At 71.6% G+C, this 12189-nt stretch carries 10 protein-coding genes; 4 read left to right on the forward strand and 6 right to left on the reverse strand.

Features of this window, described 5'->3' with window-relative positions:
* Positions 1 to 58: 58 nt before the first annotated feature.
* Positions 59 to 1543 (reverse strand): aromatic amino acid lyase, encoded by a 1485-nt coding sequence (locus tag ACFWXC_RS17455; protein ID WP_384479541.1) that lies wholly within the window; start codon positions 1541 to 1543, stop codon positions 59 to 61.
* A gap of 23 nt (positions 1544 to 1566) precedes the next feature.
* Entirely contained in the window at positions 1567 to 2529 is a 963-nt protein-coding gene (locus ACFWXC_RS17460; protein WP_384479543.1) for an ABC transporter substrate-binding protein, read from the reverse strand.
* Positions 2530 to 2873: 344 nt separating this feature from the next.
* Here ACFWXC_RS17460 and ACFWXC_RS17465 point away from each other — a divergent pair, with 344 nt between their 5' ends.
* From ACFWXC_RS17465 to ACFWXC_RS17480, 4 genes are read left to right on the forward strand one after another with little or no spacing between them, the layout of a single operon-like run.
* Positions 2874 to 5306 (forward strand): ATP-binding protein, encoded by a 2433-nt coding sequence (locus tag ACFWXC_RS17465; RefSeq protein WP_384479545.1) that lies wholly within the window; start codon positions 2874 to 2876, stop codon positions 5304 to 5306.
* A complete protein-coding gene (locus tag ACFWXC_RS17470; RefSeq protein WP_351325995.1) occupies positions 5303 to 5782 on the forward strand; it encodes a roadblock/LC7 domain-containing protein in 480 nt (159 codons plus the stop codon). Before ACFWXC_RS17465 ends, ACFWXC_RS17470 begins: the two co-directional genes overlap by 4 nt.
* A 34-nt stretch (positions 5783 to 5816) precedes the next feature.
* Positions 5817 to 6233 (forward strand): DUF742 domain-containing protein, encoded by a 417-nt coding sequence (locus tag ACFWXC_RS17475; protein WP_351710291.1) that lies wholly within the window; start codon positions 5817 to 5819, stop codon positions 6231 to 6233.
* Positions 6220 to 6816 carry an ATP/GTP-binding protein gene (locus ACFWXC_RS17480; RefSeq protein ID WP_362566292.1) on the forward strand — a complete coding sequence of 199 codons (597 nt, stop codon included), beginning with the start codon at positions 6220 to 6222 and terminating at the stop codon, positions 6814 to 6816. Before ACFWXC_RS17475 ends, ACFWXC_RS17480 begins: the two co-directional genes overlap by 14 nt.
* Before the next feature lie 99 nt (positions 6817 to 6915).
* Here the strand turns inward: ACFWXC_RS17480 and ACFWXC_RS17485 are convergent, their stop codons facing one another.
* From ACFWXC_RS17485 to ACFWXC_RS17500, 4 genes are all read right to left on the reverse strand, one after another.
* A complete protein-coding gene (locus ACFWXC_RS17485) occupies positions 6916 to 7581 on the reverse strand; it encodes an ABC transporter permease (protein ID WP_384479548.1) in 666 nt (221 codons plus the stop codon).
* Entirely contained in the window at positions 7578 to 8228 is a 651-nt protein-coding gene (locus ACFWXC_RS17490) for an ABC transporter permease (protein ID WP_384479550.1), read from the reverse strand. The genes ACFWXC_RS17485 and ACFWXC_RS17490 overlap by 4 nt, the downstream gene beginning before the upstream one ends.
* The gene (locus ACFWXC_RS17495) at positions 8225 to 9355 is read right to left on the reverse strand and encodes an ABC transporter ATP-binding protein (protein WP_384479552.1); all 1131 of its coding nucleotides are present in this window, start codon (positions 9353 to 9355) and stop codon (positions 8225 to 8227) included. The genes ACFWXC_RS17490 and ACFWXC_RS17495 overlap by 4 nt, the downstream gene beginning before the upstream one ends.
* 153 nt (positions 9356 to 9508) lie before the next feature.
* A complete protein-coding gene (locus ACFWXC_RS17500; protein WP_384479553.1) occupies positions 9509 to 12157 on the reverse strand; it encodes an ATP/GTP-binding protein in 2649 nt (882 codons plus the stop codon).
* Between the last annotated feature and the right edge of the window lie 32 nt (positions 12158 to 12189).

A 12189-nucleotide genomic window follows, 5' to 3' on the forward strand; every position in this document is an offset into this window, starting at 1 on the left:
ACCGGCCCTCACCGGTCGATGGAGACCCGTGTCTCTTGGGCAGGGAGACTCGCGTGTCTCACAAGTCGGCCAGTTTCGGGAGCAGTTCCACCGCGGTGGTCACGTCCCCCGTCAGCGCACGGTCCTCCGTGCCCGCCGGCAACGCTGCCGCCGCCACCCTGAAAGCAGGCACCGTCGGCTCCATCGGCCCGAGCCGCAACGCCCGTACCGCCACCACCAGTTCGCATGCCAGGACCACCCCGTAGGCCTCCGCCGCCCGTTCCGCCTGTTTCGCCGCCTGGCCTGCGAAGGTCGCCGCCTCCTCCAGGCCGTGGGACAGGACGGTGTGGCCGGCCGAGGCCGGGGTCGCGGCCGAACGGACCTCCGCCAGGGCCGAGTTGGCCGTGTACTCCAGGATCATCGTGCCGGAGCTGCTCGCCGGGCCGGTGGCCAGGAACCCGGGCAGGCCGGTGAGGTCGGCGCGGCCCAGGGCCTGGAGGCGGGCCGCGGAGAGCTGGGCGGTCTGGAGAAGGGCGAGGTCGAGGCCGTCCAGGGCCAGGGCGAGCGGCGTCACGAAGAAGCCGCCGTGGTGGTAGACGCGGCCGTCGGGTGCCAGCACGGGGTTCTCCGTGGGGCAGTTGATCTCCGTCTCGATGATCCGGCGGAGGGTGTCGGCGGCCTCCAGGGCCGCGCCGTGGACCTGGGGGAAGGCGCGGAAGGCGTAGGGGTCCTGGACGCGGCGGCCGGTGGTGAGGGGGTGGTCGGGTATCGCGAGGAGGCGTCGTATCTCCGCCGCCGCCCTGGCCGGGCCGGGGTAGGGGCGCAGGGCGTGCACCTGGGGCGCGTAGGCCTCCGGCGAGCCGGAGACGGCGGCCAGGGAGAGTGCGGCCACCGCGTGTGTGGCTCTCAACAGCACGTCCAGGTCGTAACAGGCCAGGGCGGCCCGGCCCAGCGCGAGGGCGTTGCTGCTCAGGAGGGCGAGCGAGTCGCCGGGGCGGAGGGTGACCGGGGCGGGCAGTTCGGCGTCGGGGGACGTCGTCAGCCAGGGGCGTTCGCCGATCAGGGTCAGGCCGGTCTGGGCGAGCGCGGTCAGGTCGCCGGTGCCCACGCCGCCGTACTCGTTGATCGCGGGGTACACGCCAAGACGCAGGGCCTCGGTCAGGGCGGTGACGAAGGAGGGGTGGATGCCGGAGCCGGCGGCCAGGAGCTGGTTCGCACGGACCGCCAGCAGGGCACGGGCCCGGCGCGGCGGGAGCACGGGGCCGGCGCCGCCGGCGTGGCTGCGCAGCAGGCGCAGGGTGTGGCCGGCCGCGTCCGACGGGTCGACCGCGATCGAGCGGTGGGCGCCCACGCCGGTGCCACGGCCGTACCAAAGGCCTTGTTCGGCGAGGTCTTCGGCGGTCTCGTGGGCGCGGCCGACCCGGTCGAGCGCCTCGGGCGGTACGACCGGATCGGCGACGGCGTCGGCCAGCCGGACGAGTCCGGGCAGGCCGAGGCCGTTGCCGTCGAGCACGACACAGGAGCGCGCGGGCCGCTGTCTCGGTACGTCGCTGGTGCTGTCCAAGGGAGATCGGGCGCCGGTTCGGGTCAGCTGGTGAGGCCGACCTTCTTCAGCCAGGCCTGGGCCACGTCCAGCGGGTCCTTGTTGTCCGACTGCACCTGGGTGTCCAGGTCCAGCAGGGTCGCCGTGTCGAGCTTGGCGGAGACCGCGTTGAGGGCGTCGGTGGCCGTCTGGTTCAGGGCGCTCTTGTAGACCAGGGGCTGGACGTTCTCGAAGCCGAAGAGGTTCTCCGGGTCCTGGAGGACGACGAACTTCTCCTTGGTGATGGTCGGGTCCGTGCTGAAGATGTCGCCGGCCTGCACCGAGTTCTTCTTCAGGGCGGCCTGGGTGAGCGCGCCGCCCGCGTCGAGCGCCTTGAAGGACTTGAACTCCAGGCCGTACACGGACTTCAGGCCGACCAGGCCCTGCTGGCGGGTCTGGAACTCCGGCGAGGCGCCGATGACCAGGTCCTTGGCGATGTTCTTGAGGTCGGCTATGGAGGACTTCTCGGTGAGGTTGTACTTGGCGGCCGTGACCGCGTTGAGCGTCACCGTGTCCTTGTCCTGCGCCTCCGCCGGGTCGAGCAGCGTCAGCTTGGAGTCGAGCTTGGCCTCGACGGCCTTGGTGGTCTCCTCGACGGTCTTCGGGGTGGCCTTGGGGTCGAGGTAGGCGAGCAGGGCGCCGTTGTACTCGGGCAGGACCGAGATGGAGCCGTTCTTGAGCAGACCGTAGGTCGTCTCACGACTGCCGATGTTCGGCTTGTAAGTGACCTTGATGCCCTTGGCCTTGAGTGCTTCGCCGTAGATGTCGGCGATCAGGGTGCTCTCGGCGAAGTTGTTGGAGCCGACGACGACGGTGTCCCCGCTCGCCTTGCTGTCGGACAGCGGGTCGGACTTGCTGTCGTCGGAAGAGGAACAGCCCGCCAGCAGGGCCGTCGTCGCGGCGAGCGCGACCGCCGCCACGCCTCGGTATGTCCGGATTGACCTGCTGGGAAGGGTGTTGGAAGTCACGGTTGCCGTTCCGGGAGCTGTGGGCAGAAGGGTGGGGGTGTTGCGAACCGCATGAGGTTGTTGGGAACCACTCCGCACGATCCAATCCAGCCGGTTCTCGGTCAGTCAAGTATCTCCGGGTCACCGATTGGCTTCGATCCGTGGCCAGTTGTGGACGGAGAGCGGTCTCTTTGTAACGGATTCTTGATAAAGAGCAAGCGGAATCGCGCTTCAAGAACGCTGTAGTCTCACCGCAGTTGACATCGGTCACAGCGGTGCACGGGGCCCGCTACTCGGTGTCGTTCCGCAACAGCTCGGGGTGAAGACGCCCCCCACAGTCGAGACACCCTCATGAAGGAGGCCCGGTGTCCACGAACCAGGTGGACGCGCCCGTCCGGCCCGCCCAGGCGCGGGGTGGGATTCGGGGTTTCGCCGACCGTTGGCCCTTCCGGCGCAAGCTGAACCTGCTGGTCGGTGTGCCGCTCGCCGTCATCGCCGTACTGCTCGCCTATGTCTTCACCGATCTGGTGCAGCAGTCCACCAGCGCGGAGGACGCGGCACAGCTGGTCCGGGACAGCACCCAGGTGGCGCGGCTCGTGGACAAGGTCGAGGCGGAGCACCAGCAGGCGATCCTGCTCTCCGCGCGGTACGAGTCCGGGGACGACACCCCCTCGCAGGCCCCCTACCGCGCGGCCCAGAAAGCGGTGGCCGACCAGCTCCGGACGGTCCGTGACACCTTCGGCGACCGGCTGCCGGACACCGAGTCGGACGCCCTGCGGCAGGTCGAGGGCCTGTCCAGCCTGCGCGAGTCCGTCGAGCAGTCGTACCTGCCGGCGGACAACATCGACCCGGCGTACAGCAACGCGGCCAACGACCTGATCGACGGCCTCGGTCTGGACCGCAACGCCGACCTCGCCGCCACCTTCACCGGCAACCTGCTGGACTCGCTGCTGCGCGCCGACGCCGCCCACGGCGCCTTCGAGACCAACGTGCTCGCGGCCACCACCGGGGACACCAACGCGCTGATCGAGTTCACCAACGCGGTCGGCGCCTACGACCTGTACCAGCACCAGGCCGCACGCTTCACCCGGTTCGCCACCGAGGGGCAGGCGGCCCAGCTGGCCTCCGTCGAGCACACCAAGGCCCAGGGCAAGATCGCCGAGTCCTACGCCGAGCTGCAGATCGACCCGAGCAGGCTGGAGGCGGGCAGCCAGGAGGACATCCGGCAGGCGGTCAGGGACGCGCTGACCGACTACCCGGACTATCTCAACCAGGCCACCGCCCGGCTGAACATCACCGCCTCGCTCATCGGCCAGATCGCCGACCGGGCCGACGCCAGCGCCGAATCGGCCAAGTGGCGCGCCATCTACCTGCTGAACGGCACCCTGCTCGGCTTCGTCCTGTGGATCACCCTCGCCGCGCTGGTGCGCCGCTCGGTGATCCGCCCGGTACAGGCCCTGACCGGGGTCGCGCACGAGGTCGCCGAGGTGGCGGGGCGCGAACTCGCCCGGGTCGCCGACGACGACACCGAGGACGACAGCCCGCCCCGGCTGCGGGACATGCCGGTCACCGCCCGCGACGAGATCGGCGACCTGGCCGAGGCGTTCAACCAGGTGCAGACCACGGCCGCGGCCCTTCTCGAACGCCAGGTGCTCAGCCGCCGCAACACCGCCGAGATGTTCGGCAACGTCGGCCGCCGGGTCAGCAACCTGACCACCCGCCAGCTCGCCTTCATCGACGCGGTGGAGCGCGCGGAGACCGACCCGGCCCTCCTCGAACGCCTCTACTCCATCGACCACATCGCCGTCCGCCTGCGCCGCAACGCCGACAGCCTGATGCTGCTGGCCGGCATCCGCGAGACGGTGCTGTCCTCCGGGCCCACCCCGCTGTCCAACGTGGTCCGGGCCGCACTCGGCCAGATCGAGGGCTACCAGCGGGTACGGCTGTACGCCGGCACGGACGCCATGATCGAGCCGGACATCATCGGCGACCTCACCCTGATGGTGGCCGAACTCCTGGAGAACGCGGTGTCCTTCTCGCCGGAGGGCAGCCCGGTCGAGGTGACCGTCCGCACCGGCGACCACGGCGCGCACATCGTTGTCACCGACCACGGCCTGGGCATGAGCGCCGAGCGGCTGGCCGAGGAGAACGCCCGGCTGATCCGCCGTGAGCGCCTCGACCTGGTGCCGACCAAGGTGCTCGGTCTGTTCGTGGTGGGTGCGCTGGCCCGGCGCTGGGAGATCGGCGTCGAGCTGACCCGGACCCCGGGCGGCGGTGTCACCGCCGAAGTGACGCTGCCCTCCCGGCTGTTGCTGACGATGAGCGCGGTGGCCGACACCTCCGGCACCCCGCTCGCCGTGGAACCGACGGCGCCGGCCGAACCGACCGGGCCGACCGCCGCCGCGTCGGTCCCGGCCGCCGCCGAGCCCGAGGGCCCGCTCCCCCGCCGGGTGCCGCGCCGCGATGCGGCCGCCGAGGCGCCGGCCGCGCCGACCCCGCTGATCCCGGCCGCCCGCACCGGCGAACCCCCGGCCGACTCCGCCGACGGAGCGCGCCCGCTGCGCCGCCGGGTACGCGGCGCGACCCTCCGCACCACCGTCGGCGCCGCCCAGACCCTCGCCCAGCCACCGCGCAACCGCGACGCCGACGCCGAGCGGGACGCGCTGGAGGAGTTCGAGGCGGCGGTGGAACGCGCCCGGCGCGAGAGCGACACCGCAAGCCACGAGCGACCCGCGCCGCACCCCGAGACCAACCCGCCGCACCACCAGATCCACCTTCCGGAAGGAGCCGAGCAGTGAGCACGTCGACAGGTGACACCCCGACGGGCGGCGCAGCCACGCCGACCGACCTGCAGGCGGCCGCAGCCGACTTCACCTGGCTGCTGAACCGCTTCGCGACCGAGACGGCCGGCGTGGTGGACGCGATCGCCGTGTCCTCCGACGGTCTGCTGATCGCCGTGTCGGAGCTGCGTGAGCGCGCGCACTCCGAACGGCTGGCCGCGATCGTCTCCGGCATCACCAGCCTGGCCGCCGGCGCCTCCGGCAACTACGGCCTGGGCGGCCTCAACAAGGTCATCATCGACCTGGAGGGCGGCCATGTCATCGTCTCCGCGATCGGCAGCGGCGCCGTGCTCGGCGTGGTCGCGGACAACGAGGCCAAGCTCGGCAACATCGCCTACGAGATGACCCTGTTCGCCAACCGGGCCGGTGCCGCGCTCAGCCCGCAGCTGGTCCTGGAGCTGAAGAACAGCGTCGGCGTCCCACAGACGCGCTGACCGGCGGAGCCGGTCGAGAGAGGAAGACACAGCCATGGCGGACGGCTTCCCGCCCCCGGGCCCGGACCCGGTCGGTCCCGCCCCCGCCGTACGGCCGTTCCTGGTCACCGCCGGCCGGGTGGCGGACAGCGCCTCCGGACCGGCGATGCCCGTCGAGACCCAGGTGGTGGCGACCACCGCCGGACTCGACGCGCTCGCCCGGCTCTCCTTCGAGCAGCACGACATCGTCGCCGCGTGCCGGATTCCGCAGTCGCTCGCGGAACTGGCGGCGCGGCTGCGGCTGCACCTGAACGTGGTCCGGGTGCTCGCCGAAGACCTGCGCGAGGCGGGGCAGCTGACCGTGCATGTGCCCGACTTCGAAGCCACCCACGACTCGTCCGTCCTGCGCAGGGTTATCGACGGCCTGCGGGCCATCCCAGACTCCCGAGGGGTACTCCGTGACACCGACTGACTCGCTGACCCGGGGGACCGGGCGTACGGCCGTCCGGCCGCCGCTGCCGGTGAAGATGGTCATCGCGGGCGGTTTCGGCGTGGGCAAGACCACCGCCGTCGGCTCGATCTCGGAGATCGAACCACTGACCACCGAGGCGTCGATCACCGAGGTCGCGGCGGGCGTGGACGACCTGACGCTCACCCCGCGCAAGACGACCACGACCGTGGCGATGGACTTCGGCTGCATCACCATCGACCCGACACTCAAGCTGTATCTGTTCGGCACGCCCGGGCAGGAACGGTTCGGCTTCATGTGGGACGACATCGTCGAAGGCGCGCTCGGCGGGCTGGTGATCGTGGACACGCGGCGGCTCGACGACTGCTATGCGGCGGTCGACTACTTCGAGCACCGCGGGATTCCGTTCGCCATCGCCATCAACGCGTTCGACGGGCAGGTCGAGCACACGCTGGACGAGGTGCGGTGGGCGCTGGACGTCGCCGAGGGGACTCCGCTGGTCGTCTTCGACGCGCGTGAACGGGGTTCGGTGCGGGACGCGCTGCTTGTTGTTCTCGAACTGGCGCTGGCGCGGCGCGAGGGGTAGTGCGGTGGGTGGGGACCTGCGGGCCCGCCGCGTGGGGCCGGTCGCGCCCACGCGGCGGTAGCCGCACGTTCAATACAGCCCCGCGCCCCTTTCGGGGCGCTAACTCCTGCGTACTCCCGGAGAAACCGTCAGTCTGGCCACCGCCCAGAAGATCCCGAGCGTGGCCAGGGCCATCGCCGCCACCAGGGTCGCGCCGCCCACGACCTTCTCGTAGTTCTTCTGGTAGAGGCCGTCGATGATGTAGCGGCCCAGGCCGCCCAGGCTGACGTACGCCGCGATCGTCGCCGTCGAGACGATCTGGATGGCCGCCGAACGCAGGCCGCTGAGGATCAGCGGGAGGGCGACCGGGAGTTCGACCTGGAAGAGGACGCGTGCCTCCGGCATGCCCATGCCGCGCGCGGCGTCCACCGGTGACGGGTCGACCGAGCGCATCGCCTCGTACGTCGTGACCAGGATCGGCGGTACGGCGAGGATCACCAGCGGGATCATCACCGGCAGCATGCCGAAGCCGAGCCAGATGAACATCAGGACCAGCAGGCCGAAGCTGGGCAGGGCCCGGCCGGCCGTGGCGATCAGGGCGAGGGTGTTGCCGCCACGCCCGTAGTGGCCGGTGATCAGGCCGACGGGCAGGCCGATGACGGCCGCGTAGGCGAGCGCCTCCAGCGAGTACTGGACGTGCTCCCACAGTCGGGCGGGGATGCCGTCGTACCCGTGCCAGTGCGAACTGTCGCTGAAGAAGGCGTGGATGAAGTTGAGGACGTTCACCGGGTGCTCTCCTTCGGCATCCAGGGCGTCAGCACACGGCGCAGGAGGACGAGGAGGGCGTCCGCCAGGATCGCCAGCAGGGCCGTCGTCACCACGGAGTTCACCGCCAGCTCGGGGCGGTGGTAGATGTTGGCGTCGTTGAGCAGGTTGCCGAGGGCGCCCTGGTTGCCGATCAGCATGCCGACGCTGACCAGGGAGATGCTGGAGACGGTGGCCACCCGCAGACCCGCGATGATCGCGGGGACGGCGATCGGCAACTGCACCTGGAAGTAACGGCGTACGGGGCCGAGGCCCATGGCGGTGGCGGCGGCGAGGGTCTCGGGCGGGACCGAGCGGACGCCGTCCACGATCGCCGGGACCAGGACCACCAGGCTGTACACCGCGAGCGGGATCATCACCGTCGTCTCGGTCTGGCCGGTGTAGTCGATGAGGACGACGAAGAAGGCCAGGGAGGGGATGGCGTACAGGATCGTGGTCACGCCCAGGACCGGCGGGTACAGCCAGCGGAAGCGCACACAGAGCTGGGCGATCGGGAGGGACACCAGCAGTCCGGCCAGCACCGGGAGGAGGGCCTCGCGCAGATGGAGGCCGATCAGCCCGAAGTAGGTGTTCTGGAGGTCGCTGGGGATGTCGAAGAAGCCGCTCATCCCCCGACCTTCGTGTGGTCGCGGCCCTCGGCGTGGGCGGTGCGGATCGCGGCGCCGATGACCTGCTGGGAGACGACGCCGACGGCGCGGCCCTCGCCGTCCACGGCCACCGCCCAGCCGGTCGGCGAGAGCACGGAGCCGTCGAGGGCGGCGCGCAGCGAGTCCCTGCCGGGCACGAACGGCCGCCCGTACGGCAGCAGCCGCTCCGGGTCGATCGAGCCGGCGGTGAGGGCGCTCGGCTCGCCCCAGCCCAGGGGCCTGCCGTCCAGGTCCGTCACGAGGAGATAGGGGGTGTCCGTCGCGGTGCGGGCGTCGAGCTTGGTGGCGTCGGCGTCGACCGGGACGATCGGGGCGCTCTGCAGCGCGAGGTCCGCGGAGGGGAAGAAGGACAGCCGGCGGATGCCCCGGTCGGCGCCGAGGAAGTCCTCGACGAAGGCGTCGGCCGGGTCGGTGAGCAGTTCGGCGGGCGGCGCGTACTGGGCGAGGTGGCCGCCGGTGCGCATCACGGCGACCATCGTGCCGAGTTTGATCGCCTCGTCGATGTCGTGGGTGACGAAGACGATGGTCTTGCCCAACTCGTCCTGGATGCGCAGGAGTTCGTCCTGGAGGCCCTTGCGGACCACCGGGTCCACGGCGGAGAACGGCTCGTCCATCAGCAGCACGGGCGGGTCGGCGGCGAGCGCCCGGGCCACGCCGACGCGCTGCTGCTGGCCGCCGGAGAGCTGGTAGGGGTAGCGCTTGGCGAGCGCCGAGTCCAGGCCCACCCGGTCCATCAGCTCGGCCGCGCGGGCGCGCGCCTTCTGCTTGTTCCAGCCGAGCAGCCGGGGCACCGTGGCGATGTTGTCGATGATCGTGCGGTGCTGGAAGAGACCGGCGTTCTGGATGACGTAACCCATCGACCGGCGCAGGGTGTTGACCGGCTGCGCCTGGATGTCGGCACCGTCGAGGAGGATCCGGCCCTCGCTGGGCTCGATCATCCGGTTGATCATCCGCAGGGTCGTGGTCTTGCCGCAGCCCGAGGGGCCGACGAAGACGGTGATCGAGCGATCCGGTATCTCCAGGGAGAGTCGGTCGACGGCGACCGTACCGTCCGGGTACCGCTTGGTGACTGAATCTATCCGTATCAAAACGCCGAATGCCCTTCGGGTTTGGCTGGGACTGCCCGGTTTCGACCACGGTCGCCGTGGCACAGGCCGTTGCGGGGAGAGTCTAGACCGCAAGTGTTTCAGCACTTTGGCGGCTGACTGGTCGTCTTCAGTCTGTGACCTGACCGGCCGCCGTCAGCCGCGCCGGCCGGTGGCCAGGGCGCGCCAGCGGGCCCGGGTGACGTCCTCGCCGTCCACCCAGCGCGCCCTGCCGGGCGGCGCGGCGGGCAGCGCCAGGTCCGCCATGAAGCGCACGAGATCCGCGTAGTAGGCGTAGTCCGGGCCGGGGTTGAGATCCCGCAGTCGCGCGACGGCGGCCTGCGCCTGTGCCCGGTCGTCCAGGACGGCATGGTGGAACCCGAGGGCGAGTTCCAGGGTGAGCCGGGCGGCGGTGATGCCGGCGACCCGGGCCTCGGCACGCAGTACGTCGGCGCGGTCGGCGATCCCGGCGCCCGGTGTCCCGGCGTCCCGGACGAGGGCGGCGATGTGCGCGGTGAGCCGGGTGGCCCGCAGGTCGAGGCCGGCGAGCAGGTGATGGGCGAGGTCCAGTTCGTCCGCGGCGGCGGCCGGATCGGCGAAGGCCAGGACGAAGGCACGCTGGGTCTGGGCGGTGGCGCGTTCACCGGCCACGGCGTGCCGCTCGGCCTCGTCCCGCGCCGCCGCGTAGGCCTCGGCGGCCCGTGTCATGTCGCCCTGCACCCACCAGACGTCACCGAGCACCCGATGGTGCCGCCCGGCCCAGCCCAGGGTGGCGGCGGTACTCAGCGCGGTCGGGAAGTCACCGGCAAGGCGGGCCAGATGGGCCAGGCCCCGCCGGGCCGCCGGAGCGAGCCGGCCACCGCCCTCCGCGACGGCCCGCATACCGCTGCGCGACTCCTGCGAACGGCCCAGGTCGCGGTCCGCCTTGGCCCGGTAGTACACGGCCATGTCCCGCAGCTCCGGCGGCAGCAGCCCGGAGTCGACGACCGCCGTCAGCCGGGCCACCGTGCGCTCCCGGTGCTCGTGCTGGCGGCGGGCGAGTGCGCTGAGGGTCTCCACCAGGGCGTCGGCGGCCGTGTGCAGCGCGGTCGGCGGGCCCCCGGCCGGTGGGGGCGGAGCGAGCGGCTCCCACACGGAGTCCCCTGTGTAGCTCCAGGCGGCGTCGGTGAGCCAGCCGAGCGCGAGGCCGAAGTCGCGCGCGAGGCGCAGGCCCTGGCGCAGGCAGTTGACGAGCTGGCCGCGGTCGCGTTCGGGAGCGGTGGCCCAGCGTTCCCCGACGGCCTCGAAGGCCCGCGCCGCCGCCCGTTCCCAGTCCCGCGCCGACCAGCGGTCGTCCGCCTGGTCGTCGGCCGTCCGGATGGTGGAACGGATGACGCCGTGGAGGTGGTACGGCCAGACGCCGTGCGGATCCGACAGCACGAACGGCCTCTCGATGAGGCGCAGAGCGGCGGCCTCGTACGTCATCCCGGCGGCCCTGGAGGCCAGGGGTACATCGAAGTTGTCGAGGAGCGACACCGAGCGCAGCACATGCCGTTCGTCCGGCGTGAGGTCGGTGAGCGTGCGGCTGATGAGGGCCGGGAAGGCGACGTCGAAGTCGGCGGGGCCGGGTTCGCGCCCGGTGCGCCGGATGGCCAGGAAGCGCTGCACGGCCAGATCGAGATGGAGGGGCAGGCCGTGCGAGCGGGCGACCATCACCGCCCGGATCTCCGGCGCGATGACGGGACGGCCGTCGCGCGTCAGGCGCCGGGCCAGGTAGTCGTCGCAGTCCTCGGGCGAGAAGTCCCCGATGAGGATCTGCCGGGACGGCCACTGCCCCGGCCCGCCGGATACGGCCAGGCCCGGCCAGGCCGCTGGTCCGGTCCAGTCGAGCTGACCGTGCAGGGCCTCCTCGGCCCACTGGAGGCGGCTGCGGCCGGTGATGACGAAGAAGGCGTTGGGCATCAGCCAGACGACCCGTTGCAGCAGCCGCTCCAGGTCGCGGTGGACGCGGTCGCCCACGTCCTCGAACGTGTCGAGGAGGATCACCGGCAGCACGGCCCGGGCCGGCGGTAGGCGGGCGATCTCCCAGGCCAGTAGATGCGCGTAGTAGGAGAGGGCGTCCAGATCGGGCTCGGCCTCCAGGAGGTCGGCGAGCCGGGCACAGCCCGCGAGTGCGCGTACGGCGGCCCGGTGGTCGCGCAGGGCACGGACCAGGGCTCCGGTGACCTGCCCGACCACCGCGCCGACCGTGCCGGGCAGCAGCAGGGCCTGGGCGATGTCGGTGAGTGCCGACTGCATCTGGTCCGGCACGGCCTTGCCGAACCGCCGGCCGAGGCCGCCGCGCCGCAGGAACTCCTCCAGCGGCTCACCCGGGTGCACGTGGTCCCAGTACCGGCGCATCGCCAGATCGAAGGCGGGCAGCGGACGGCCCAGTTCGGCGAGGGCGAGCCGGAGGGTGAGGATCACCCGTTCGAAGTCCGTGCCGGCCGAACGGGCGAGATCGATCCGGACGGGGAGGACCCGGCCGTTCACCCGGAGGGGTTCACCCCATTGGGTGGGCCGGTGCTCGGTGTGGGCGAGGGCCGCCTCCACCTTCCGCGACAGCGTCGACTTCCCTATGCCGCCGATGCCGTGGAAGACGAGGACGTTGTCGCGGGGTGCCTCCAGGTCCTCGACGTCGAAGCCGGGTGCCGCGAGGGCGCGCACATGCCCGGCAAGGGCTGCGGTGACGGCCGCCCACTGCTCCTGACGGTTGGTGAAGTGCTCCTCGACCTGGATTCCCCGATCGTTCGAACCGAACAGCGCACGAAGATCCCGCCCGCCCACGACACCCCCCGGATATACAAGAAGGCTAGGTA

The sequence above is a fragment of the Streptomyces sp. NPDC058683 genome (assembly GCF_042716195.1).
GTDB lineage: Bacteria > Actinomycetota > Actinomycetes > Streptomycetales > Streptomycetaceae > Streptomyces.

Bases quoted from the DNA above. Each gene is read 5' to 3' on its own strand.
- ACFWXC_RS17475 (WP_351710291.1), top strand. From the start codon at position 5,817: ATGGCGGACGGCTTCCCGCCCCCGGGCCCGGACCCGGTCGGTCCCGCC.
- ACFWXC_RS17490 (WP_384479550.1), bottom strand. From the start codon at position 8,228: ATGAGCGGCTTCTTCGACATCCCCAGCGACCTCCAGAACACCTACTTC.